Source organism: Pseudoalteromonas rhizosphaerae, from assembly GCF_028885455.1.
GTDB classification, from domain to species: domain Bacteria; phylum Pseudomonadota; class Gammaproteobacteria; order Enterobacterales; family Alteromonadaceae; genus Pseudoalteromonas; species Pseudoalteromonas rhizosphaerae.
Map to the genome: position 1 here is coordinate 2,681,860 of NZ_CP118496.1, position 26,012 is coordinate 2,707,871.

Below are 26,012 nucleotides of genomic sequence, written 5' to 3' on the forward strand. Positions count from 1 at the left end.
CCATTTAAACACTGTTTAAACTGAGTTGAACCCATGGCAGATAAAAAACTCGAATTAGCCCTACGTATAGTTGCTGAGGCAACAGGCAAGCAAAATATTGAGCAGCTTGTAACAGAGCTTAAAAATATTGAGCAAAGCGCCGATGCGGCTAATCCTGCTACAAAAAACCTCAGTGATTTAATTAATGAACTTGAGCAAAAAGCCAAATCAGCTGCCCCTCAAACTGAGCAGCTTAGTGATGAAATAGACAACGTTAGCACCAGCACAGATAAAGCAGCCCCCGCAGCTAAAAAGCTGACAGACTCAATAGACGAGCTTGAAAACACCACTAAAACGGCTGCACCAAACACACAAAAGCTCAATGATGAAATAGACAATACGACTAAAAGCACAAGTAACGCGGCCCCCAAGGCACAGCAGTACAGCGAGAACTTAGATAACGTAAGCGACAGTGCTCAAAAAACAAATAAAAAAATTAAAGAGCTAGAAGCTGCGAGTAAAATATTAACCGATCAACTAGGTAATATTGAGGCTCAAAAAGCCGCTATTGCTCGTTATGAGCAATTATCACAATCGCTTGCAGAAAACGAACGCGCTTACACACGTGCTGGCACGTCGCTTACTGAACTAGTTACCAAGCAAAAAGCCGCTAAACAAGCTGATACTGACTATATAGCGAGTATTAAAAAAGCAGAAACTGAGCTTGCAGCGCTTACACAAAAACAAAAAGAAGCAACCACAGACAGCGCACAATACACCGCAGCAATCCAAAAACAGCAAACTGAACTTAACGAGCTTAAAACAAGCCAGCAAGCCACGGCCAAGCAAGTACTTGAATACAATTTAAACGTAAAAGAAGCGCAAACATCGGTAAATAGCCTAAGTACCACCATCGTTAAAAACCGAGGTGAGTTTAAGCAGCTTGAAGTTACGTTAACGGCTACTGGTAAGGATTTAAATAACTTAAGCGCTGAAACCAAGCAGCTTGATCAGCAACAAGTTGCCGCAAAAATAGCAATTGATAATGTTAATACTCGCTTAGAAAGACAACGTAAAGCCCTAAACGATACTGAAAAAAGTGCTGATGGATTTGGCTCTAGTATTAAAAAAGTAACCAAAGACCTGCTTTTAATGGCGGGTGCTTATATTGGCCTTGATAAGCTAAAAGACAGTGTATTAGGGGTTTTATCTGCGGGTGATAGAGCGCAATCATTTAGCGCGCAAATGGCCGCAATGATGGGCAGTATTGCCGCTGGTGAGCAAGCAACAGCATGGATTAAAAACTTTGCCAACGAAACGGGCACTCGCTTAGAAAGCGCCCAGTTGTCGTTTGCCAAGTTAAAAACCTTTGGCATTGATCCGATGGCTGGTGCAATGCAGTCATTGGTTGATTACAACGCCAAATTGGGTGGCTCACAAGAAAAACTAGAAGGTATTATTCTTGCTGCTGGTCAAGCTTGGGCTAAGCAAAAATTGCAGGGAGAAGAAATACTGCAATTAATTGAACGCGGCGTGCCAGTATGGGATTTGCTTGCAACAGTAACCGGTAAAAACGCTATTGAGCTGCAAAAAATGTCAGAGTCAGGTCAGCTCAGTCGCGCCACCATGAAAGCCCTGTTTGACGAAATGGGTAAACAAGCAAACGGCCAAGCTGCGTTGAGCCTTGAAAGATTAAGCGGCCAAGTCACGCTTATTAGTAATAAGTGGGAAGCCTTTAAAATCAAAATGGCTGATTCGGGCGTGTATCAAGTTGCTATTGACTTTATGAAGCAACTCAATAGCGAATTTGACCGTCTAGTGAAAGATGGCAGCATAGATTTAGCCGCTCAAAAAATCAGTGCTTTTTTCAGTAGTATCATCACCGATGGCGGTGAATCATTTAAGGTATTACTCGATAACATAAACGGTTTTATTTCAGGGGCTGAGCGCGTTGTAGGGGCCGTTAGAATTGTTTTCAATGGTTTTACTGCTGGTATTAAAACAGTCGCTATGGCGGCGGTTGAGTATGCATCATCAATGACAAATGCATTTGCGGGCGTACTTGATTTTGTGGGCGCTGACGAACTAGCCCAAAAAGCACAATTCCAAGCAGATGCACTTAAGGCTGTTAGCCAGGGCTTTTATGAATCAATTTTAGAGGACGGTAAAAATTTAAATGCGGCATGGGAGCAGCTAACACAAACCAGTACTGAAGCTATAAAAACAACTGTAAAAGCAACAAATGAACAAGTATCCGCAAGCACAGAAGCTCAAAAAGCAAATATTAATACGGTAGCTGAAACAGCAGGCCAAGCAGTTGTAGACCTTAGCGTAATAATGAGTAAGGCAGGTATTGTTACAAGTGACTCGTTAAAGTCTACTGAAGAACAAGCCAAGCAAGTTTATGAAACCCTACTAGAAGCTTATAAGAATAATGAAATCGGTGTGTATGAGCTCGAACAAGCATATACAAAGTGGGCGGCAGCTGCCATTGATACAGCAGTTGCAACCAAAGGAACTGTGCCAGCAAGTATACAGGCCACAGCGGCTGCGCTCGGGTTAACTAAAGAACTTGATAACCTCATTGAAAAATCAAAACAATTAGCGCCAGTAAATAACACAAACAGCGATGCAGTAAACCGCTTTACCCGCGAGTTAGAGCAAACCCGCGACGCAATAAAAACTAATCAGCAAGTAATGGCGAGCAGCACGGCCACCGCTGAGCAAAAAGCCCAAGCGCAAGCCGCGCTGACCATTCAACAACAGCGCTTAACTAACCAAACAAGTGATTTAACGCGCGTTCAGCAGCTAGAGCTTAAAAGTTTAGGTGAATTACAACGCGAACATAGCCGCTTAACAGATGAACTTGAGCGCTTAAATGATCGTTATCAAGCGGGCAATTTAACAGCGCAGCAATACAACTATGAAAAACAACGCTTAGGCGATGTATTAAGCGTTGTAAATAACCTGCTGGGTGACTTTAAAGGCGCACAAGATGCGGCCACTGCTTCCACTCGAGCTGGCACGCAAGCCACTAGTGAACAGGTTAAAGCGAATGAATCAGCCTCTAAATCATTACGTGAGCAAAAAGAAGAATTAGAGCAAATAGCAGCCTCAGCAAATCGCGCTGCGAGCAGTGTAAATAGTTACAATCAATCGCAACGTGCCAGCGTAAGTGATGTAGTTGATTATCAGGAAGAGAACGGCCGCAGTGCATACGATTTAGACTCAAAAGAGATCAACGAAGAACGCGAACGCCGGGCCTATGCCGATACTCAAAATACACAATTTAGTAAATTTAGCGGCCAGATTGATAATGCAAGCAGTAGCAAAGCGCTGACTGAGTTATACAACAAAATCAATAAGCAGCTTACATACCTAACGCGTGAGCAAAAGAGCACATTAAACGCAGCTATTAACGCACAACAGCAAGCGATAAAAGCGCAAAGCACAACTCAAAAAGCAGTTGAGCAAGTACAGACGTATACGCCTACATCAACGCCAAGCTATACACCGCCTACAAACAATTATACGCCCAGTAATAACGCCTCTAACGGCGATTTAAACAGCCTTACAGCTGCTGTGCGTGAATTGATCACCATGCTTAAAAGCCAACAGCCGAGCAATGGCAAAACCGTCCGGTTAGAACTTGCATTGCCTGGCGGCCAATCGGCCAGTTTATTAGCTGAGTTTGAAGAGCAATTTTTACAAAAACTTGAACAGTTGAGTAACACCCAATGATTTTAATAAATGCACAAAGCCTGGATAACTTTGTTTGGCTCAATGAGTTTGATTATTTGCCAGTAGCCGAGCAAACCGAACGCGCCCTTAATGGCGCTCAGCACATTGAAAAAACACCGATACCCGCAGGCCGCCCAATTAATTTATACAGTGATTTTGAAGACGCTAGCGTATTTACACCATTGCATGAGCATGCACAAACAACCCTCACCGCGTTTGAAATAACCATACGCGGCACTGTGTTTAATGTCGTGTGGGACCACAGCCAAAAAGCTGTTGAAGCCGTGCCGCATACGCATTTTGCAGATGCCGCCCCTGCACATTTTCAAAATATAAATTTACGTTTAAAAACTGTTTAAAGCGCTTTTTATAATAGGAAATATAATGAAAAGAACCGATTTAAAAATATTTGAACCGCAGCGTATTGGCAACGAGCCACACGCAGGCGGCCACCGCACAAGCAATGCAATTGTTAGCGGTAAATTAAACGCTGTGTTTAGCTCAATCAGTGACATTGACCATGCGCGATCATCATTTGATCTCGTTAAATTATATCCAGCGCTTAGCACAGACGATTCAAGCCGCTTGCAAGACGCTCACATATTCTTAAGCGACCAACCAGACGACCCGTTAGTCAATGTGTTACTCGTTGAAGCTAAAGACCTAAAAGACACCGACACAGTTGCAGAAATGCTGCCTTATCTTGGGCTTGCTAGCACTAAATTTCACGGCACTAGCTTAATGACTGGTGCAGTTGACGCACAAGGGCAAGAGCTAACAGTAGAGTCAATCACACGTACGCTAACGCCAAGTATTACCACAGTTAATACAAAGATAGGACTTAAACCAGATTCAGAGCCATTTAGTATTTACCGTACCCAGCGCATTTTAAGCTACGGTGAAATTACAGAAATAAACCTGAGCGTTGAGGACTTCTTAGAAGCTGAGCCTACATTTTATGGTGAGTATCAATACACCTGGTATTACGACACAAGCTACTTGGATCAGCCAAGCAACGTGATAAGAGGTGTTAAAACACTTAAAATTAATGCTGGCACTGGCGAACTTAATTCACTGCTTTATAAAAATGGTACATTCTCTTGTGCAAAATTGAACCCCGCCGTGGCTAAAGACCAATACTTCACGCTTTACTATGTATCAAATCAAGATTTTAGGTTTCATTCATTTACAACGAGTACAGTAATCACATTGGGCGCTGGTGAAACCGTTTTAAAAGGCTCGGCTAAGCTCAAAAAAACGGGTGACGAAACAGTATATAAAGACGATAGCCAAGGCCGTTTTATCTCAGGCGGTTATGTGTTTGCGACAATTGATTATGATACTGGCGTAATCACAGAAATTGATAGCGTTAATTATAACGGCACAGTAACCGAAAACCTTGGCGCATTAATTCAAAAAGGTGCGTTAACAATCAATGCTAAGCGCTGGCAGTTACCGAGCAGTAACTTTGCGCGTGACTCGGTTTATATTACGTTTGAAACCGCAGCGGGTGCCACGTTCTCAGCGTCTAGCGATTTAAGTGGTAATATCACAGGTACTAACTGCACGGGTACAGTAAGCGCAACGGGCTATGTAGATTTAGCATTTAGTGAAGATGTTAAGCCAGACTCAATTCGCTTTGACTATGACGAAATTGAAGTAACCACAGTACCCGCGCCGCCGGGTGGCTTTGATACATCAACGCTACCGAATAACGGCACGGTGCGTATATTCCATACGTTCAACCCAATCAGCGTACAGAACCGTGAACGCACAGCATCTTCTAGCTTAACTAGCGGCCAAACAATTACCGTTTTAGCTGATGCTGATTTTATCGATATTGTTGACAGCTTAGGTGCTAGTTTGTGGTCTGTAACTGATGATAACTACAGCTACGATTCTGCAACAGGTGACATTACAATAAACGCGGGAATAAGCGCATTTTCACCGCCGTTTATTATCACTGCTATACAGTCAGAATTAGCGCTAATTGACGCAATCGACAGCAACACATTAAGCCTACTAACACCGCTAAACCGCGCTTATCCCGCTGGTGCAACAGTGAGCAGTGTGCAAGTGCTTGGTGACTTTCAAGCGCAAACTAAGGACGAGCGAACATTAGCGGCTTGGCAAAACAACTTTGGTGATTTTGGTGCAGCTGCATCAAGTGCAATCAACACCACTCAATACCCACTTGAACTAACTAACATTGGTGCAATAGCCCAGCGCTGGGCCATCGTGTTTACATCAACCACGGCTTACAACGTCATCGGTGAATCAGTCGGTAATATCTACAGCAGCGATACGCTAAACGACTGTGCGCCGATTAATTCATTCGCAGGCGCACCGTATTTTATATTACGTAAAGAGGCATTTGGTGCAGGACTAAACCCCGGTGAAGCATTCTTGTTTGAAACCCTAGCTGCCAGTAAACCAACCATAGTTACGCGCTCAGTATCACCCGGGCACTCAGAAATAGTGCGTGACAATTCAACTTTATCATTTCGCGGAAATAAGGACTAAATAATGGCAACACCAGTAACAGTTTATAGATGGGATGATGCAGGCGCACCGCAAATAGTAGATGGCAAACCTACTGAATATATTAATCTATTTAAAAAGTGCTTAGTTGAAGGTTATGGAGAAAAACAAGGACTTGGCTGGCAAGTTCAAGATGAAAGTCCATTAAATCAAATATCGTTTATGAATGCGGGTTCGGGCGGCAGTTTTGTATTTGGTTCAGAATCTGGTGGTGATATTGCAGGTGAAAAAATAAAGATGCAGTGCTGTCAGTCATTCATCGACTTTGATAATTTGGTTCAGCCAAGTCAATATTCATTATACAGAACAAATTATAGTGGTACGTTTAAAGAATGGATGATCATTGGAACTAATGCAGCATTTTATTTTGTTAATAAAAGAGAAAACCAAACTAAACCGGCAAATTTAGTCTATACAACATACCCCGTTTTTTTTGTCGGTGACTTTAAGCCGTTTACTCCCGGCGATCAGAATACATTTATTTTTTGGGGAGGGCACAGTGGCAGTGATCATACAAATCCAGCGTCAGCTCAGTATATATCTGGGCAGATGGTTGATAGTTCTATGGGTCGTATTATTAGAACATACACAATGGATTCACCACCTCAACAGGTTGACTGCTCGATTGTTAATCTTATAGGGAATGGTCGGCATAACAGTCTAGACAGTGTTATAAAGAAGCAAACGCCCGAGGTTACTTTTTTATCACCAAATTATTTGACAATCTCAAATTCTGCTTATCACAATGATGCTTATGCTGAAAGTAACAATTCAGTAACCAACCCACTGATACGCGGACTTATTCCGGGCTTATATGTTTCTCAGCAAACAGGGTTTTATGATGAATTACTTTATTTTATAAAAAAAATAAATGGCGTTGATTATTTTAATATCCCGAGCACGAATAATGCAGCCTCGGCTGTCTGGATTAACATGGAGGAATGGTAATGCATATTTTTTCTCATATAAACGCTTGGCCATCACTTAGCCTACCAAAGTCATTGTTAGAAATAGACGCAGATGCTGCCGCAGAAAGGTTACAAATTTTTGAACGTAGTAGCGGCACACTTATTTGGCATCAAAGAGTATCGGGGAAAGTATCAAGAATATTACCTGTTTCATATTCTCTCAACGCATCCTTGATGTGTATTATTTTGGATGATAATGGCGAGTTTAACGCGGCAATTTTAGATCATGTTCAAGCTGAACAAATAGATGCTGTAACGTTAGTTTTATAGCTCAATAAATGGATTTTAATTATGAATAAACTGCGTTTTATTAACCTTTACAACGTTAATAAATCGCCTCTTCAATTAAGTTATCAAAATGACATGGATGTCGTTGGCAATGATACCGCGTTGGTGATGCGATTTACCAAACCGTATGCAATAAACCAATCACCTTTAACAATACGTTTTGGTGATGACACTGGGCCAGTTGATCCAACGCTACCTTTTTTACAAGCTAACATTGGTATCGAATCAGGTTTAAGCTGGTTAAACCCACCATTAATCACGCAAGGTAAAGCGCTAGCATGGCAAACAGAATCTGTTAAAACTGAGTTTGAAACGGCTTTTAGCAACGCAGAATTAACGCCTGTGGCATTTAGTTTTGACTGGCAAACCACCGCATTAATCACAGCGCAAAACGTTGTAAAATGGGGCAACAGCGGCTACGTATCAAACTACATTCAAATGCCGTATAAAACTATTACGGCGATTGAATACAACGAAGCTGATTTTAACTGGCTAACTCAGTTAGATATTGAACATACCGAATTTAAACAGCACTGGAACAGCTCTGAGTTGCTAAAAACAGCGCATGAGTTGCATTGGCATGTAAAGCCATTATTAGAGTCACGTGAGCTGGTAATACACTACGGCGAAACTGATAAAGAATACATTTGTTATTGGCGTAATCATCCATTCAAGGGCTATGTCAATTTAGAGTTTACATCGCCAGCAGCAGTTCAAAACGGCCGTTTGGTTATGCGCTTTAACAACCCCGACAAAGTTTGCTATTGGGGCTTACCGGGCGGCTTAGTGCGCGGTGATGATGACGTACCAACCATTGATCGCAAAATCCCCATAGAACCCCAGCTAAGGAATACATACATCATGCAGCCAACCATTAATTGTGTGCGTGTTTCAGACGATTTAAAGATACTAATCAACAGCGTTAATTACTCAATATCTCGCGGCCAATTTAGCGCTACAGCTAATATTAAATTTTGCTCACGCATCGACTTTGAGCGCGCCCTGGGCCAAGAACTCAAAATCTCGTTAAATGGCTATGAATTTTATGTCATTTGTGAGCAGCCAAGCACTAGCAACCGTTTTGCAAATGCTAGCTATAGCGCAAGTTGTCGCAGTCGTTTTGCGTTACTATCTAACCCTTACGCTCGCGCTACAAACTACGCCAACCCAACTGCAAAAACCTTAGCGGGGATCATGTCTGATATTTTGGTAAATACTGGCTGGTCACTCGACAATAAAATGATCGATTATCCAATCCCTACAGGCGCGTTTACTTATACAAATTTAACCCCCGCTGCGGCACTGTTAAGTGTGGCTAAATCAGTTGGCGCAATACTCGATATTAACGACGCAACTAAAACTGTCTCAGTAGTCCCAGCATGGCCCGTTATGCCATGGGACACAGCCAATGCAATATGTGATGTGATCCTTAACGATTCAATCATACTTGAGCACAGCACTAGCCAAACCATCAACCAAGAGCATAACGCAGTATTTGTACGAGGTGAGCAGCAAGGCGTAGCGTGTAAAATCAAACGTGCGGGTACACTTGGCGATCAGTTTGCAAATGATGTTGTAGACACGCTAATCACACATAATCAAGCAGCACGCCAACGCGGAACGTGTGAGCTGGCTAACAGCGGTAACAAACAAAGCACTACAATTAGAACCAAGCTTTTAGACGACTTACCGCCAATCCGCCCTGGTATGTTAGTTGGCATTACTTACACAGATTCAGTATTTAAAGCGACCTGCGACAGCATGACAATTAACGCCAGTATCAGCGACCAAGGCGCTATTACAGTTAGCCAAACAATACAGGTGATCAGCAATGTCTAACACACTAAACCGACTCGGCTCAGTACTCGACAAAACCCAACGCACAATAGCGAACATCGTCACAGTTAACACAAACGGCACAACCTTAGTCGAGTACAGCGACAGCAGCCAAAGTGTTGTACTAGGTGATAGTGTTCAAACTGGTGCGGTATATGTAGAAAATGGGCGCATAGTAGGCGCTGCACCTCTACTACCTTTTACTGAAATTGAAGTGTAAATGTACTGTTTTGTTGTAAGAGTAGAGACGTTAATGTAAATTTTGCGTCCATATTTAATAATAAAGGAGTTTAAATATGAAAATTGATAATTCTATCAATCTATCTAATACAAACGCATTGCAGCAGCAAAACAAACCGCAGGTAAAACCAACAACGGAACAGAAAGTTGATTTTGCAGCAGCATTAGAATCAGAAATGAAACTAATGAACGGCGGCGGCGGACATCCACCAAAAGAGAAAAAACCGCTGTAATGCAAGTATCAATACTCGATCTTGTTTTTAGCTACTCTATAAACAAGGTTGAGTTAATTGCGTATATTGTTGCATTTTGTGTGGCTCTATATTCAAGGCCGAAACGCGTTTCTATCGCTATATCAGCAGGAGTAATGGCTACTGGTTTAGCTTTAGGGGATCTGTTTCATGGTCAGCTTGTAGGCAGTTTAGACGTAGATAAGCAGATATACTTTTGGTATTTAGCATGGGCGTTTTTGTCACTTCTACAGGCATTTTTTGTTGTTGTTATTCATTGGTTACTAGGTGTGCTGTTTAAACCTCAAGTTAAACTGGTGTTTATAACAATGGCTGTAAATGCATTATTAAACACCGTAATGTTCATTGATCGTAACATTTCAGGGTTGAATCTCAGCGGTAGGCCAAACGAATACAGTGACGATAGTTGGTTACTTTGGGATGTTTACAGCATAGGGATTAATGCAAATCTATTGTTTCTTGCACTAGCATTGCTGTCCCGAGGCGAGTTGAAAGGTAAGTTAGTATGGATGTTCTTATTGTATTGTTGTTGCTTTGCGGCATTGTCGCTTTAGGCGTTTTCTCTTATCGCTTCTATATGTTAGAGGCGATGGTAAAAATACCCGAAAGGCATTTGCAAAAGATAACTGATGAATCGTTATCTGAGTTATGCGGTTTATTAAGTCAAGAAGGTGTGCCAAAGGATATTGTAGATTTAGTACGTAATCGCAAGCTAGCGAGCCGTACGTCTCATTTGAAGCACTTTACTAATAACCCTAGCGGTGAGTTCATTGAGCTGATTAGGGGCGCTGAGGAGCTTATAGACAGGCAATATGAGACAGGCGAAGACCTATCTCAACCTATTTCTGCACTACTCAAGTTAGCAAAGACTACCACCGAATAAAAAAGCAGCGAAAGCTGCTTTTTTATTGACCATCGTTTATCACCTTAGCCCGCGCGCCATAAGTGATAAAAAATGAATTATCATTTAATCCCGTGCTAATTATCATTTTTGGTCGGCGGCTACAGCTATTGTAACTAACAGATCTAAATGATAAACAGGGAATAGATAGGAATAGATGGGAAAACGCGGGAGAAATAAGGGTTTAAGCCCAGTTTAAGTAAAATTAAGTGCGATCTTAAAAAGTGCGAAAAAGTGATAAACGAAAGTGCGAAAAAATGATAAACACGGCTTAACATGAGTAAATAAATAACTGATAAATCTTGCCATTAAATCCTAGAGCAGGCTTACAGAGTACGTTTGCAAAGCCTTTTAATGTAATTAAAACAGCTTTAAAAGCCTTGTTTTTTAAAGTGCGATCATTCGCAGTTTAAAGCGCGAAGTGCGATCAAAAAAATAAAGTGTAACAATTTAATGTTAATCCTTTTCAAATCAATTGTTTAAATTTAATTTATCTGTTTTTATTTATAATTGGATGCATACATAATTATGCATGCAAAGTAATTATGTATGCACTTAATTTCGCGCTTTAAATAGGTACACTACAAGCGCTTAAACTCCCCATAAATACAAATTTGTATGCTTAATTATGTATTTATTTATTGACAAGTATTAGAGCTTACCACCATACTATAGGTCTCTCAAAATCAAAAAGCGGTTTCCGCACCCGTTACATAAGCGGTTTTTTTATGCCTGAAATTTGGCATAGATCTAATTAAATTATGACGGGATGACAGCTGAAAATACAATACCCTTGTGGGAATATTGGCGGCGGTATCTTTTTGAACCGAGAGTGAGTCCCGTCACTCCTCATGTAATGGTGGCACCTCTTAAAAATCAAAAAGGAACTACCATTATGTCAAAGTCAACAACATTACCATTTGAAATAAAATATTTTGATCCAATTCAGGATGTAATTCAAAATTCGTTAGGGTCATACTCAACTCCGCCTGATTTAATGCAGTTAAATCAAGATGTCACAAAGCTATCAATGGCTTTGTCTGAGAAGTTACCCGAGTTTTCAAGTGAAGAAGTATACACACTAATGCTAGCTATAAACTTAGTAAGAGATGTTACTTTTGCTAAGGCTATCTCCCTCTCAAGCCACTAAAAATAAACCCCGCGAGGTTTCGTGCTTTCTGGAAACCTCGCGTATTACATACATTCCTTCTAATCAGTAATATCACATTAAAATACAAACAAGTGATATTTTATTGTGAATCAAATACAACTTTCCTCAGAGATTAAACTATCTCAAAATACATTGCCTTTATGGGTTCAGTTACTCCCAATTGGGCCTGAAATAAGCACCGCTGATGGTCGTGAATTCACATTAAGTGAACCCGAATTAGTTATACAAAACTCTATGCGTGAAAACGTTGAAATGAGCGTAGATTATGAGCACAGCATTAGAGATGAAAACCAGCATATAAAGCCTGCTGCTGGTTGGGTTAAGGCGTTAGAGCTACGTGACGATGGTATCTGGGGTAAGGTCGAATGGACAAAGCCAGCTACGCAATTGATTGAAAATAAAGAGTATCGTTACCTTTCTCCTTTGCTTAGCCTTTCAAGTGACACTGCTGGTAATAAAGTTATTACTAAAATTGTAAACGTTGGCCTCACAAATACCCCCGCGCTCGAAATGGCTGCATTTTGTAGCACTAAAACAGAAAAACTAAAGGTCGATACCTCTACTTTTGCACATGAAATTGCAAGTTTAATGTCTTTAGATACAAACAATCCGAATGAAATATTAGCCGCTTTACGGCAAAAAAATGAAGCAAGCGAGTTAGCTAGTTGTTCGCTGGATGTTGAGGAAGCAATAGGTAAATACGTATTTCCTCGCTCTTGTGAGCCTGAATTTCTCTCAATGAGAAAAGTGCTAGGTAAACAATGCTTTGAATCAATTGTAAGTAAACTTAGCTTAAATGGTTTTGGCTTTGTTCATTTAAACTCGCACCAAACAAAATCCCTTCCCAAGCTACAACATACAAATAACTTAGGCCTATCAAATGGCGAGCTTGAAGCTTGTAAATTGGTAGGTGTAGAGCCTGAACTTTATAAAAAAATTAAGGAACAAAAATGACTACTGGTACAAACTTAAAAGAAGCATCAACAGCCTTTGCATCACGATTCGATAAAGGGCTTTCACACAATGAAGAGCCATTTTATATAAAGGTGGCAACGGTTGTTCCGTCAAAGTCATCATCAACAGGCTACGGCTTTTTAGGTCAAATTCCTGCAATTCAAGAGTGGGTAGGTGACCGTCAATTAGCAAAGCTTAATGAATATGAATACGAAATTAAGAACAAGCTATTTGAAACATCAATAGCAGTTAAACGTACTGATTTTGAAGATAATGACTACGGCAAATACGGTATATTATTTGAAGATTTAGGGCGTGAAGCGTCAGAGTTCCCAGATGATCATGTCTTTGCATTATTAAAAGATGGGCACACCAGACTGTGTTTAGATGGTCAGAATTTCTTTGATACCGATCATACAATTGGAGAACAAGTAAACATATCTAACTACGATTATCCAACTGACCCTGCTCAAGTGTTTGAAGCGTGGTATTTACTTGATACAACAAGAGTTTTAAAACCTTTTTTATGGCAAGAGCGCATTAAACCCGCAATACAAAATACAGTTGATGATTCTGATTCACATGTGTTTTTAAAAGATGAATATTTATATGGTATTCGTGCTCGTGGTAATGCTGGTTATGGTTTTTGGCAACTGGCCTCTAAATCAAATGAATCATTAACGCCTGAAAACTTCAATAAAGTTTACCAAAGAATGCTAGGGCTGAAAGGTGATTCAGGGCGCACTTTGAGAATCAAACCTAATGTATTGGTTGTGCCTCCATCATTACGCCAGCTCGCCCATGATGTGGTAAAAAAAGAACGCTTAGCAAATGGTGAAAGTAACATTAACTTTGACTCTGTTGAAATTCTTGTTTGTCCTTACCTTTAATTAAATTAGGTGTGTAATGCAAAATTCACAAAGAATCGACATTAAACAATCGGCTACTAATTTAGGTGAATTACCTGAACAGCATCGCGCAGCTTGTATGAGTAAATGGCCTGCAAATTTACTAGCGTTTCATTGTGTTATTGATGAGGCATTGAAGGGCTTTAATTTGAATGAACAGGCTAGTGTAGTAAATGCTGTATTGCTTAGTTTAAGCCACTATATGGGCGGCAGAGACTATTATTTACCGCAGCCAACACGGTTAACTATTCCTTTGCGTAATATAGCAATATGGAAAAATTTTGACGGCTCGAATGCTAATGCTTTAGCGCTAGAGCACGGACTTTCCACTCGCAGAGTTCAGGAGATTATAAGTAATCAACGAGAGTTACATCGAATGTTGCGGAAGCAAGGTGTAGAAATTAGTTGATACTCATAAATTTAATTAATTTTTTATTGTTTACAAAGCGTTTTTATAATGAAAATATGCAATTGAAATGTAATTAATTAAAGGGACATACAATGAGTAACGTTGATCCAGATATTAAACTATTAATTGACAAATTGGAGCTGCAACGAGGTGAGATAATTGAATCACTGAAGGTATCTATTAAAGCTCAGGCTGAGAGTTGGATGAGGGGGGCAGTATCAAGAAACCCCGAGAAAGTTTCTAGTCTTGGAGTTGAGGGGTTAAAGCCAATCAAGGAAAAGTTCAACTATCTTTTGGCTTCACTTGATTCTGAATGTGAGACTATACTACAAGATGATTCAATTTGGTGTTACGGAGAAGAATTTCTAGATGAGGATTGTTCTCCTTCTTTTTTTATGTCTGGTAATCGCGTACCAGACCCTTTGAGTAATGCGGTTAAAAAGCTTTTCCATCCATTAGGCTCACTACTTTTAGAATACGATTTAGATGATACTGATACTTGGAGTAGAGAGGGCGGTATTGTTAAATATAGATATGCAGCACCAATAGATGGAGAGCCCCTTGCTTTAATCAAAGACTTTTCTAAAACACACGAGGTTTATCAGAAGAAACTAAGGGAAATCCAAGACGCGAATAAAAAACTAGTAAAAAAAGATGCTCTTAACCTGTGGGATGAAGCTTAGGTATTAGCTCTGACTTATGCACTCGAATGTGTGCATAAGTTGTTTTTTTATGCTATGTATAATTACACATATGTGATTAATCTAAAGTGTTTCTATGTCTAGCTACATTGTAATTTCTGGATTTAATATTCCAACAGATAAGAATAATTATATTAGTCTCAATGCGTTATATAATCTTAGTAGTGCTGCAAAGCACAAAGCTCCAAATAGATGGCTAGAACAAGAAACAGCTAAAGCCTTAGTTAAACAGTTGTCTAATGACCTTAATTCTAAAAAGGGTCAAGATTATGACCCTAACAATAATCATGATGTCATCGTTCAATATAAAACAGGTACTGATAGAGGTACTTATGGACATCAGCTAATAGCTATCAGTTATGCTGGTTGGATAAGTCCGAGTTTTCAACTTGAAGTTAATCAAGCGTTTTTGAATACAAAGATATTGCTTAGCGCGGAACGTGAAAAAATCAATGTTGATAAGGACTCATATATGAGTTTGATTCATGAAAATCTTGCCTATGAAAAAGTTATTAATGAGTACAAAGATAAACTTATAAGCTCTTTAACACATAATAACGAACTACTTAGCTCTTATTTTACAATGACCTCTAAAGAATCAGACTTTGATCTAGATACTGTAAAATTAATAATATCTCTCCACAATAAAGGGTTAAGTGATAAAGAAATTTATAAAATAGTTTTCGAAAAGTCTCTAAATTAATAGCTTTGTGTGTTTTTTGTGCATGACTTGATAAATTTGGAACTGTATGAGGTTTTAAGCTCTTTGTTTATTTAGCCTTAACGTTGCCGTGTAATGAAGAGGTTATTAGCTCTTAGAGTGTTTTTAGGTTGTTTAAATGTAATTTTAGAACTGTTTATCTGGTTTGGGAAACTAGAAACAAAAAGCGCCCTTTGAGCTGGCGCTTTTTTATTGACCATCGTTTATCATCTTACATCGCGCGGGATAGATGATAAAAAAGGGTTTATCATTTAAATCCGTGTTAATTATCATTTTAGGTCGTCGGCTACAGCTATTTAACTCAAATTGTCTAAAGTTAGTATTTGCCAACATTGCCGTTAGCGTGTTTAAGCCGCCCCTTTGCACGCCTTTATTAACGTGGCTTTGCAAGAGTTATCCACGGTTTCTGTGGATAACTCTGTTTATGAAACTTTAAGAACGTTGGCAGAGCCATATTTTTAGGGCACTGTGAGGATATCAAGCATTTAAAACAGTTTTTTTATCTCATTTTAAAACAATGACTTGAAAAAATAAGCTGAAAAGAGCTTCGTTGATGAGTAAATTTATTCGTAACGATTCGATTAGCGCAATTTTTGTGTAAAAATGCAGCACCAGTCGCGATGTTTTTGTGATAAAGGTTATAAAAATGTATTTTTATTGTTTTTAGTAGAGGTTCGAAGTGAAATCATCGCTAAACACGTAAAAAGAACACTTTTCTATGGTTTTTTAGGCGTTTTTGTAATCAATTTATAATCACTTGATAAATGCGTGGCTTGAAAAGCCCTGATGCTTTAAAATACCACGCTTAATAAAAGAGGTTTATTTATTCCCATGCGCGCAACTTTGCAGAGCAACTCAGCTCCCGATTTATTAAACGATCCAATAGTACCGACCTTGAAGAAAATGACTGTGCCGATGATTTTCGGCATGATCACGTTAATGATGTTCAATATTGTCGATACATTTTTTATTAGCTTATTGGGAACTGAGCCATTAGCTGCTGTCAGTTTTACTTTTCCGGTAACCTTTACCGTGATCAGCCTAGCTATTGGTTTGGGTATCGGTACGTCAGCGGTTATTGCCAAGGCATTGGGTAGTAATAATATTGAAGAAGCACGCTTTGACGCCAGCATCGCATTATTAATTGCAGTGGTGATGGTGGTATGTTTATCGCTATTTGGTTATCTGTTTATTTCCCCGATATTTAAATTGCTGGGAGCAGGGGAGCAAGTGTTGCCGCTGATCCATGAGTATATGAGTGTGTGGTTTTTAGGCAGTGTATTTTTAATTACCCCTATGGTTGGTAACTCAGTGTTACGTGCCAGCGGTGACACCAAAACACCTAGCATAGTGATGGGTGGCGCGGGGCTTATCAATGCCGTGCTCGACCCAGTATTGATTTTTGGCTTTGGGCCAATTCCTGCATTTGGCATTAAAGGCGCTGCGATTGCCAGCGTCATCGCATGGTCGGTAGCCGTTGTCATTATTTTATATTTGCTAGCAGTAAAAAAAGGCTTGCTGAGCCTAAATGCAAATAACCAAACCCCATTAAGCTCTATTCGAAAAATTCTTAAAATTGGTTTGCCAGCGGCAGGTGCAAATATGTTAACACCAGTTGCAATGGCGGTGATGATTGCCATGGTTGCCCATCATGGACCTGAGGCTGTTGCTGCTTTTGGCGTAGGCAGTCGTATTGAATCAATTGCCAGTCTGGTGGTGTTAGCTTTATCGATGACGTTACCGCCGTTTATTAGCCAAAACTTTGGTGCTGGTAAACTTAACCGTGTTAAAGAGGCGTACACCACAACATTAAAATTTGTGATGATTTGGCAGTTTATTATTTATTTACTGCTCATTGCATTTTCAGGAGTGATCAGTGAGTTGTTTGGTAAAGAGCAGATGGTTATCGATGTGATCAAATTATTTATTTTTACCTTGCCGTTAAGTTACGGTTTGCAAGGGATAATTATTTTGTCTAATTCGTCGTTCAATGCCTTACACAAACCAATGAATGCATTAATTCTAAGTGTGATCCGATTATTTATTTTTTATATTCCATTTGCTTATGTCGGTAATTTATATGCCGGTTTACCAGGCTTGCTGATCGGCGCAGCGCTGGGTAATTTATTTACTGCAATAATAGCTTATAAATGGTTTATCAAAGAGCTGAATATGATCAGTAACCAAGCTGTACAGGAGTGCCAAGCATGAGCGACCATTTTCAACTGGTATCTAAATTTAAACCTGCGGGGGATCAACCCACCGCGATTGCGCAGTTATGTGAAGGGTTAGAAGCCGGACTTGCTCATCAAACATTATTAGGGGCAACAGGTACTGGTAAAACATTTACCATGGCTAATATTATCAATGATTTGAATCGCCCAACGATTATTATGGCGCATAATAAAACCTTAGCAGCGCAGTTATATGGCGAAATGAAAGAGTTTTTTCCGCACAACGCGGTTGAATATTTTGTTTCGTATTATGATTACTACCAGCCAGAAGCGTATGTTGTTGCAAGCGATACCTTTATTGAAAAAGATGCCTCGATAAACGAACACATAGAGCAGATGCGCCTAAGTGCTACCAAAGCGCTATTAGAGCGTAGGGATACAATTATAGTGGCATCAGTATCAGCCATATATGGTTTGGGCGATCCAAAATCATACATGAAGATGATGCTGTTGTTAAAAGTGGGCGAAAAAGTTGATCAACGCGATATGCTGCGCCGACTAGCTGAAATTCAATATACGCGAAATGATATTGATTTTAGCCGCGGTACGTATCGGGTTCGCGGTGAAGTTGTGGATATATTCCCTGCTGAGTCAGACACTTTTGCAGTGCGTGTAGAAATGTTTGATGACGAAATAGAACGGCTAAGTATTTTTGACCCGCTTACCGGCGCGGTTGAAAAACACATAGTCCGCGCAACTATCTACCCTAAAACGCACTATGTGACACCCAGAGATAAAATTCTTGATGCGGTTGAGCATATTAAAGCTGAGTTAAAAGACCGTCGTGCGCAGTTACTCAGTGCTAATAAACTGGTCGAAGAGCAACGCGTGGCACAACGTACACAATACGATATTGAAATGATGACCGAGCTTGGTTATTGCTCTGGCATCGAAAACTACAGCCGATATTTATCTGGTCGCACGCCGGGCGATCCACCGCCAACCTTGCTTGATTATCTTCCTGAAGATGCGTTAATGATTATTGACGAATCTCACGTTACGGTATCGCAAATCGGCGCTATGTATAAAGGCGATCGTAGCCGTAAAGAAAATCTCGTGGAATACGGTTTTCGTATGCCGTCGGCGATGGATAACCGGCCACTACGCTTTGAAGAATTTGAAGCCATAGCACCGCAAACAATTTATGTATCAGCAACCCCGGGGGATTTTGAACTTGAACGTTGTGGAGATGATATTGCCGAGCAGGTTATTCGCCCCACAGGATTACTAGATCCACAAATTGAAGTACGCCCAGTGGCAACTCAAGTTGATGACTTATTGTCAGAGATATATAAACGCGTAGCAATTGATGAACGCGTGCTAGTAACCACACTTACTAAGCGCATGGCTGAAGATTTAACGGATTACTTATCTGAACATGATGTAAAAGTGCGTTACTTGCATTCGGATATCGATACCGTTGAAAGGGTCGAAATTATTCGTGATTTTCGCGCTGGGGTGTTTGATGTGTTAGTGGGTATTAACTTACTGCGTGAAGGTTTAGATATGCCAGAAGTATCGCTAGTTGCAATACTCGATGCTGATAAAGAGGGCTTTTTACGTTCAGCTCGCGCATTAATTCAAACCATTGGTCGTGCGGCTCGTCACTTAAATGGTCGGGCAATTTTATACGGTGATCGAGTCACTAAATCAATGGCCAAAGCTATTGATGAGACTCAGCGTCGCCGCGATATTCAACACGCTTACAATATTAAGCATGGCCTTGAACCACAAGCCTTATTGAAGAAAATTACTGACATTATGGATGTTGGTGAGCGAGCCGGCCCACAAGATAATTTACAGCTGATCCGAAAACAAAGTAAGCAAGTGCTCAGTGCAAAAGAGATCGCAGTGCAAATTAAGCAACTCGAAACCAAAATGCATGCATACGCTAGTGATTTAGAATTTGAAAAAGCCGCATCCGTTCGTGATGAAATCCATGAATTACAACAACAGTTAATTAAAAATGCATAATTTTACGCCCCTTATTACAGCACTTGAAAGTGCGCCCTTAGCAGACAATGAACTTTGTCGTGTGTTTCATGGCCGCGGTCACACTACTGAGCATTTGAGTCATCTAAATATCGACTTTTACCCACCGTGTTTATTTTTAGTGTCGTACGACGACGTTGACGCACAAACGCTAACGCAATTAAGTGAGCAGCTTTGGCAATGGGCACAACAACACGCTAAAGAATTAATCACCTCGTTGGTATTTCAACAACGCGCCGGACAACAAACTGAAAATAAACTGTTATTTGGTCAATTACCGAGCCCGCATAGTGTTAAAGAAGGTGACAGTGAGTTTTTAGTGGATTTAATGAGCCGTCAAAATACCGGTATATTCCCGGATATGCGCCGTGGTCGGGAGTTTGTGCAAGCCCATAGTAAACACGCTAAGGTATTGAATTTATTTTCATATACCTGTGGGTTTTCGGTTGCTGCAATGCGTGGCGGTGCCGATAGTGTGATCAACATGGATATGAATAAAGGGGTACTGCGCACCGGTAAGCAAAATCATCAACTTAATGGCTTTGACCGCAGTGTGAGCTTTTTACCGCACGATATATTAAAGTCGTTTGGTAAACTTAAAAAGGCTGGCCCTTTTGATTTAATTATTGTTGATCCGCCAAGCTTTCAAAAAGGCAGTTTCATTTTAACTAAAGATTATCAAAAAGTGCTGCGCCGCTTACCTGAACTGCTCAATGACCATACTCAATTGCTGTTATGTGCTAACAGTCCAGAGCTAAGTGAAGCGTCATTTAAAGCGCTGATAGACGAACACACTCAAGGTGCGATTGAATTTGTAGAGCGCCTAGCGCCGACCCATGGTTTTGTTGATGTTGATAGCGACCGTAGCTTAAAAGCATTGGTCTATAAAACGGCTCAAGTTTAGCTTTAAATGAAACTAAGTAGCCGCCTCAGTGCAATCGATTCGTTGATCTGCGCGCCGTATGATGTAATTTGGGACTGTTGTTGTGACCACGGTTTGCTTGGTATGGCGCTTTTAAAGCGGGCAGCCGCCAAGCAAATAAACTTTGTTGATATAGTGCCTACGTTAATGGGCGAGCTTGAACACACGCTTACGCGTTTTAGTGATCAGCAAGCAGCTTGCCAATGGCAAGTATTATGTCAGGATGTAGCTACAATTGAGCTGCAGCCATCAGCCAAGCAGCTGATCATTATCGCCGGAGTCGGTGGAGAATTACTGCTGAGGCTAGTACAAAAAATGGTTGCTAATTGTCCTGAAAAGCTTCGTGAACAACTCAGTTTTATTGTTTGTCCCGTGCATCATACCTATACCTTACGACAAGGTTTACAGGCGTTAGGTTTAGGACTTATCAAAGAGCAACTGGTGCAAGAAAACAACCGTTTTTACGAAGTGATACAGCTAAGTTTTACCAGTAACACTGCGTTGAGTGTTACTGGCAGTCAGATGTGGGACAATGCTGAGCAAATGCACGAATTGTATCTGCAACAATTAGTTGCGCACTATACTCGGATGTTGAACAAAGACCGTACATATTTTCAACATGTGCTCGATGATTATCAAAAAATATCGCTAAATTAAACGCAGCACTGTGATCTATCGACTAGCGTTACAGCGTAAATAACTCATCTTCAGCGCTTTGTGTTAGCGAGTTTACTTGGTTTAGTTATGTCAGATAAAAATAACCACTTTACATCAGTCAAATATACTCATAATGAGCTGCTATATAATTGTGAGCAGCCAATTGCTTATGCACCCATCGTGCAATTGAGTAACGCGAGCTGGGTAGTGCCGCAACATTTTTTACGTTATCAACATACCCTCGAAAGCGTGAACGAAACCCTTGATAAAATTGAGTTTTCAACTCACTTTCGGGTGCTCGCCGCAAAGCAGAATGAGCAAATTTATTTACAAGTGGCCATTCTTAGTCCAGATAATTACCGCAGCACCAAGGCAAAAAAGTTATTATTTGGCCGGCGCTGGTTTGTGGAAGAAAACTTACCTACCTCGGAATTGATCCAAACCGCTTTTTTAGCGTTAAAAATAGCCCGTGAACACGAAGTAAGAGAACTATTTCAACTCGATAGTGAGCAGGGCAGCAGCACGCCGTTTAATAACCATCATGATTTACCTTTATTAGCACAAAACCCGCAATTAACCATGGCTGCTGATCATCAACCGCAAAGTGTCATAAAGTTACTTGCTAGATGTTTATTTGCTGGAGCTGCACTGACTTTAATTACACAACAAAAAATTGCCGATGAGCACATACTTTACACTCTGCGGCTCAATTGTACTGACTGTCAGTTAAGCGAATTTAACGCAAAAACAGTGATTTTTTTAGCCGCAGATACATCTGCAAATGCTTTTTTGCATGGCTTGATGACCGCGTTGGTAGCGATCAGTAATGATTATGTGAATGAACAATTTAAATATGCAGGTTTTGCGCGCTTTAGTAAAAACGTTAATGTAGAGCAAATCGGGGCATTGAGTATTGTGTTGCGTTCGCAGCATGCGTTGCAATTATGCGAACTTGGCAAACAACATGCCGATCAATTAAATTTTGAAATTGACAGCTCTCGTGCTCCACAAGGGTGCGGGCAAGTGATCTGTGGGTTTTTAGCCGCTCATGGAATTGAGCAGCCAGAAAACGCGCATTTATATCCAGATTACTTGCAAGCGCTTTAAACGCGGCGAATTTAAAGTTTATTGATTTCCTGTTTTACGCTGTAACTTGGATCAGTCACGATAGCTTCTAATGTTTGTACACGCTCTTTTAACGCAAGCATTTCAGCATTAACAGCAGCAATTTGATTATTCGACTCTTTATTATCGGTGAGTGTGCGATGTTTAAACTCTAAATGTTTTTTATACATATCGTACATTACCCCAAACCCAACAGAGATAAATACGATCATGACTACCATAGTAGTTCCTGACATGGTGTATTCCTTATTATTTTATATAGTGTGTAAAGTATAACCAGAATGCGCAAATGATGAAGCTGACAATTGTAACTTTATTTGTATCAACATGAACCTCTGCAGTATATTCATCAGTGATACAGTGTGATGAGTGTTTAATTGCAGCATTAACTAATTTTAACAACGACAGTGAGTTACTATGCTAAATAATAAAATCCCTCCGATTATTATAGTGCTTTTTTTTGCTGTGCTGATGGCGGTAATTGCCCACTACTGTGTGATTGATTTCACCACATTTATTTTTTATGTTGCGGTTATTTTACTCACTATAGGCTGTATTTTTTGTATCGCTGGGGTGGTTAGTTTTCGCTTAGCAAAAACCACTGTAAACCCAAATAAACCAGATCAAGCGTCAGCACTGGTTACCACGGGTGTGTACAAAATTTCACGTAATCCAATGTATGTTGGTTTTGCTTTTATACTGGCAGGTTGGGGAGTGTGGTTAACATCACTGTGGGCGTTATTGTGTGTGCTGGGCTTTATTTGTTACTTAACTTGGTTTCAAATTATTCCAGAGGAGCGGGCTCTATTAAAAATATTTGGTCAAGGGTACAGCGATTACAAGTCTCGGGTAAAACGTTGGCTGTAAACTTATTTCAGTTAATAATAAAAAGGCTATCGCGATGATAGCCTTTTTTAATGTGGGTTATTCGTACTCGATTGGATCGGTAATGTTATTAAGGCTAAATGCCTCTAAGCGCTCTTGGCAGGCACCACATTTACCACAGGCTTTTTCACGGCCATTATAGCAAGTCCACGTTTGGCTGTAGTCCAAGCCCATTTTTAAACCATCAGTAAGAATGTCAATTTTGGTGTCATTTAAATACGGGCTGAAAATTTCCACCGCGTCGTAATTAGCAATACGACATAAATCATCCATCTTTTGCACAAATTCAGGACGGCAATCAGGGTAAATAGCATGATCCCCAGAGTGAGCACCGTAATAAACTTGGCTTGCTTTGAGTGATACAGCGTAACCCACAGCCAGTGATAGCAAAATCATGTTGCGATTAGGCACTATGGTGCTTTTCATGTTTTCGGCTTCGTAGTGGCCTTCTGGGACATCAATATCATCAGTTAACGATGAGCCACCAATTAACTGATTGATCGCAGAAATATCAACTATCTTATGCGGTACGCCAAGCTTTTCACACACACTGGCTGCAACTTTAAGCTCTTTTACATGACGCTGACCATAGTCAAATGACAGAGCATATACCTCGCGGCCTTGCTGCAGGGCTTTATTTAATACGGTAAATGAATCCATACCGCCGGAGTAAATCACAACTACTTTTTGCGTCATAACTGTTTTGCTCTTAGTTTTAATAGAGGTTTATATCAGGGCGCGATATACTACACGGCTGGGGCATAAATAACAATTTTCGACCGTGTTTTTTGATTTTTTAAACTATGTTTATGCTCGTAATTAATGCCAAGTAGTGAGTGAGACTCTTTTGTACAAAATTAATGAAATATTTGAAACCATTCAAGGCGAAGCGAGCTTTACCGGCACGCCTTCAATATTTTTACGTTTACAAGGCTGCCCCGTAGGTTGCGCTTGGTGTGACACTAAGCAAACGTGGGAAGTTGATAATGTGTATAAAGTATCACTGGACGACACGGTTGAGAAAAAGGCTGATTCAGATCACTGGGCGGACGCATCAGCTGAGCAAATATTTAACTTGTTTGTCGATCGTGCTTATCGTGCCAAGCATGTAGTGATCACCGGCGGTGAGCCATGCATGTACGACTTAAACCCGGTGTGCGAATTACTTCATGCTAACGGCTACAGCACACAAATAGAAACCAGCGGCACTTTTGAGATTTTAGCCCCAGCACAAACTTGGGTGACGGTATCACCGAAAATTAATATGCGTGGCGGCTACGACGTACTTACTTCAGCCATGCAACGCGCCGATGAAATAAAACACCCAATCGCGATGCAAAAACACGTTGCAGAGCTTGAAGAGTTATTTGCAAAAACAGGCGTTACCCCCAAGCTTGTTTACCTGCAACCAATTAGCCAAAAAGTCTCTGCAACTAAGTTGGCAATTGAAACCTGTATTGAAAAAAACTGGCGCTTATCAGTTCAAGTACATAAGTATTTAGGGATAAACTAAAGTAAAGTTGCCAGTGGTTAGTTTTAAGTAGTTTGCCATTTAAATTGAACGTTGGGTTGAGTAAAACAAAACCCAACAAACCTCTTACTTTCATATCTGCTTCGTTAATGGTGATAATTAGTTTATTATGCGCGACTTAAAATACTCTACTCCAAACCACTAGGCTGATATGTCCGCGAACGCTCTATACACAGACCTTTCTGATTACTATGACTTAATGTGCGCAGATATAGATTATCAAGCCCAAAGCTATTTTATTCATAGGCTACAGCAAATATTTGGTAATAAGGGAAATACGCATCTTGATTTAGCGTGCGGTACGGGCCCACATGTTCGTCATTTTATTGATTACGGTTATCAAAGTAGTGGGCTTGATATAAATCAACCCATGCTAGATAGAGCAATTATTCGCTGCCCAGAAGCGCAATTTTCATTGCAGAATATGAGTGAGTTTGTGATCCCTGAGCAAGTGGATTTAATTACCTGCTTTTTGTATTCAATCCATTACTGCGACGGCATTAATAAATTAACAGACTGTATTAAAAGCGTACACCATGCACTAAAAGCCGGTGGTATATTTTGCTTTAACGTTGTTGATAAAAATCACATCGATAACGATTCATTTGTAGAGCATAGCGCTGAAAACGCGGGCAGCTTATTCACATTCCGCTCTGGTTGGAATTACAGTGGCAGTGGCGAAAAACAGTCATTAAAGCTCAGTATAAATAAAGCAACAGCAGACGAAACATTCATATGGCACGACGAGCACCCAATGGTCGCTGTTAGTTTTGCCCAGTTAAAAGAAGCCCTAAAACCTTATTTTGAAATACATGTGTTTGAACATGACTACGAAAAAATAACCCCATGGGGTGAAAGCTCTGGCAATGCCGTTTTTGTGTGCGTAAAAATTTAAATTAGAAAGTTAAGACAATTATTCACAAAAAGATTAAGGGTTAAGAGACGCTGTGTTTTAGAAAAATTCATAAAAAGCAAGGAGCTTACAAATAAGCATTGTCCTGTTGAGTGACTCGCTCGTGAGACTGATCAGGCAGCTGATATATACCCCTAGCTAAAC

Annotated in this window: 26 protein-coding genes; 24 read left to right on the forward strand and 2 right to left on the reverse strand. The window is 40.3% G+C overall.

All coding sequences use genetic code 11. The annotated features are described in order from the left end of the window. Positions 1-33: 33 nt before the first annotated feature. The 21 genes from PVK79_RS11415 (at position 34) to PVK79_RS11515 (ending at position 22,521) form a co-directional block, all read left to right on the forward strand. The gene (locus PVK79_RS11415; RefSeq protein ID WP_257325618.1) at positions 34-3,720 is read left to right on the forward strand and encodes a tape measure protein; all 3,687 of its coding nucleotides are present in this window, start codon (positions 34-36) and stop codon (positions 3,718-3,720) included. Further along, positions 3,717-4,079 carry a hypothetical protein gene (locus PVK79_RS11420; protein ID WP_257325620.1) on the forward strand — a complete coding sequence of 121 codons (363 nt, stop codon included), beginning with the start codon at positions 3,717-3,719 and terminating at the stop codon, positions 4,077-4,079. The genes PVK79_RS11415 and PVK79_RS11420 overlap by 4 nt, the downstream gene beginning before the upstream one ends. A gap of 25 nt (positions 4,080-4,104) precedes the next feature. Continuing rightward, positions 4,105-6,243 (forward strand): hypothetical protein, encoded by a 2,139-nt coding sequence (locus tag PVK79_RS11425; RefSeq protein ID WP_257325622.1) that lies wholly within the window; start codon positions 4,105-4,107, stop codon positions 6,241-6,243. Between the two features lie 3 nt (positions 6,244-6,246). Continuing rightward, positions 6,247-7,209: a hypothetical protein gene (locus PVK79_RS11430; RefSeq protein WP_257325624.1), complete on the forward strand. Its 963-nt coding sequence runs from the start codon at positions 6,247-6,249 to the stop codon at positions 7,207-7,209. Further along, positions 7,209-7,499, forward strand: a complete 291-nt coding sequence (locus tag PVK79_RS11435; RefSeq protein WP_257325625.1) for a hypothetical protein — start codon at positions 7,209-7,211, stop codon at positions 7,497-7,499. The genes PVK79_RS11430 and PVK79_RS11435 overlap by 1 nt, the downstream gene beginning before the upstream one ends. Before the next feature lie 21 nt (positions 7,500-7,520). Continuing rightward, a complete protein-coding gene (locus PVK79_RS11440) occupies positions 7,521-9,356 on the forward strand; it encodes a hypothetical protein (RefSeq protein ID WP_257325626.1) in 1,836 nt (611 codons plus the stop codon). Beyond that, positions 9,349-9,573, forward strand: a complete 225-nt coding sequence (locus tag PVK79_RS11445; protein WP_138561860.1) for a hypothetical protein — start codon at positions 9,349-9,351, stop codon at positions 9,571-9,573. Before PVK79_RS11440 ends, PVK79_RS11445 begins: the two co-directional genes overlap by 8 nt. Positions 9,574-9,649: 76 nt before the next feature. Next, complete coding sequence (locus tag PVK79_RS11450) at positions 9,650-9,826, forward strand: hypothetical protein (protein WP_257325627.1); 177 nt, start codon at positions 9,650-9,652, stop codon at positions 9,824-9,826. Further along, the gene (locus PVK79_RS11455) at positions 9,826-10,398 is read left to right on the forward strand and encodes a hypothetical protein (protein ID WP_257325628.1); all 573 of its coding nucleotides are present in this window, start codon (positions 9,826-9,828) and stop codon (positions 10,396-10,398) included. The genes PVK79_RS11450 and PVK79_RS11455 overlap by 1 nt, the downstream gene beginning before the upstream one ends. After that, positions 10,350-10,727, forward strand: a complete 378-nt coding sequence (locus PVK79_RS11460; RefSeq protein ID WP_257325629.1) for a hypothetical protein — start codon at positions 10,350-10,352, stop codon at positions 10,725-10,727. Before PVK79_RS11455 ends, PVK79_RS11460 begins: the two co-directional genes overlap by 49 nt. A gap of 913 nt (positions 10,728-11,640) precedes the next feature. Next, a complete protein-coding gene (locus PVK79_RS11465) occupies positions 11,641-11,895 on the forward strand; it encodes a hypothetical protein (RefSeq protein WP_257325631.1) in 255 nt (84 codons plus the stop codon). A 105-nt stretch (positions 11,896-12,000) separates the two neighbouring features. Then, positions 12,001-12,870 carry a phage protease gene (locus PVK79_RS11470; RefSeq protein ID WP_257325633.1) on the forward strand — a complete coding sequence of 290 codons (870 nt, stop codon included), beginning with the start codon at positions 12,001-12,003 and terminating at the stop codon, positions 12,868-12,870. Continuing rightward, positions 12,867-13,760, forward strand: a complete 894-nt coding sequence (locus tag PVK79_RS11475; protein WP_257325635.1) for a Mu-like prophage major head subunit gpT family protein — start codon at positions 12,867-12,869, stop codon at positions 13,758-13,760. Before PVK79_RS11470 ends, PVK79_RS11475 begins: the two co-directional genes overlap by 4 nt. A gap of 16 nt (positions 13,761-13,776) precedes the next feature. After that, complete coding sequence (locus PVK79_RS11480) at positions 13,777-14,187, forward strand: Mor transcription activator family protein (protein WP_257325636.1); 411 nt, start codon at positions 13,777-13,779, stop codon at positions 14,185-14,187. A 92-nt stretch (positions 14,188-14,279) separates the two neighbouring features. Beyond that, a complete protein-coding gene (locus PVK79_RS11485; protein WP_257325637.1) occupies positions 14,280-14,870 on the forward strand; it encodes a hypothetical protein in 591 nt (196 codons plus the stop codon). A gap of 94 nt (positions 14,871-14,964) precedes the next feature. Beyond that, entirely contained in the window at positions 14,965-15,591 is a 627-nt protein-coding gene (locus tag PVK79_RS11490; RefSeq protein WP_257325638.1) for a KilA-N domain-containing protein, read from the forward strand. Between the two features lie 849 nt (positions 15,592-16,440). Then, positions 16,441-17,820, forward strand: a complete 1,380-nt coding sequence (locus PVK79_RS11495) for an MATE family efflux transporter (RefSeq protein ID WP_145240731.1) — start codon at positions 16,441-16,443, stop codon at positions 17,818-17,820. Then, a complete protein-coding gene (gene uvrB / locus PVK79_RS11500) occupies positions 17,817-19,817 on the forward strand; it encodes an excinuclease ABC subunit UvrB (RefSeq protein ID WP_145240732.1) in 2,001 nt (666 codons plus the stop codon). The genes PVK79_RS11495 and uvrB overlap by 4 nt, the downstream gene beginning before the upstream one ends. Next, entirely contained in the window at positions 19,810-20,739 is a 930-nt protein-coding gene (locus tag PVK79_RS11505) for a class I SAM-dependent methyltransferase (RefSeq protein WP_257325639.1), read from the forward strand. The genes uvrB and PVK79_RS11505 overlap by 8 nt, the downstream gene beginning before the upstream one ends. 6 nt (positions 20,740-20,745) lie before the next feature. Further along, the gene (locus PVK79_RS11510) at positions 20,746-21,414 is read left to right on the forward strand and encodes a tRNA (adenine(22)-N(1))-methyltransferase (RefSeq protein ID WP_182740218.1); all 669 of its coding nucleotides are present in this window, start codon (positions 20,746-20,748) and stop codon (positions 21,412-21,414) included. An 87-nt stretch (positions 21,415-21,501) separates the two neighbouring features. Further along, positions 21,502-22,521 (forward strand): hypothetical protein, encoded by a 1,020-nt coding sequence (locus PVK79_RS11515; protein ID WP_182732467.1) that lies wholly within the window; start codon positions 21,502-21,504, stop codon positions 22,519-22,521. An 11-nt stretch (positions 22,522-22,532) separates the two neighbouring features. Here PVK79_RS11515 and PVK79_RS11520 read toward each other — a convergent pair whose 3' ends face one another. After that, on the reverse strand, positions 22,533-22,775 hold the full coding sequence (locus tag PVK79_RS11520) for a hypothetical protein (RefSeq protein ID WP_182732466.1): 243 nt from the start codon (positions 22,773-22,775) through the stop codon (positions 22,533-22,535). Between the two features lie 181 nt (positions 22,776-22,956). Here PVK79_RS11520 and PVK79_RS11525 point away from each other — a divergent pair, with 181 nt between their 5' ends. After that, entirely contained in the window at positions 22,957-23,406 is a 450-nt protein-coding gene (locus PVK79_RS11525; protein ID WP_257325640.1) for a methyltransferase family protein, read from the forward strand. A 57-nt stretch (positions 23,407-23,463) separates the two neighbouring features. Here PVK79_RS11525 and queC read toward each other — a convergent pair whose 3' ends face one another. Next, positions 23,464-24,120 (reverse strand): 7-cyano-7-deazaguanine synthase QueC, encoded by a 657-nt coding sequence (queC, locus tag PVK79_RS11530; RefSeq protein ID WP_145240745.1) that lies wholly within the window; start codon positions 24,118-24,120, stop codon positions 23,464-23,466. A gap of 151 nt (positions 24,121-24,271) precedes the next feature. Here queC and queE point away from each other — a divergent pair, with 151 nt between their 5' ends. Both queE and PVK79_RS11540 read left to right on the forward strand, forming a co-directional pair. Further along, on the forward strand, positions 24,272-24,937 hold the full coding sequence (gene queE / locus PVK79_RS11535) for a 7-carboxy-7-deazaguanine synthase QueE (protein ID WP_182777985.1): 666 nt from the start codon (positions 24,272-24,274) through the stop codon (positions 24,935-24,937). A 169-nt stretch (positions 24,938-25,106) separates the two neighbouring features. Continuing rightward, the gene (locus PVK79_RS11540) at positions 25,107-25,850 is read left to right on the forward strand and encodes a class I SAM-dependent DNA methyltransferase (protein WP_182735424.1); all 744 of its coding nucleotides are present in this window, start codon (positions 25,107-25,109) and stop codon (positions 25,848-25,850) included. Positions 25,851-26,012: the final 162 nt, after the last annotated feature.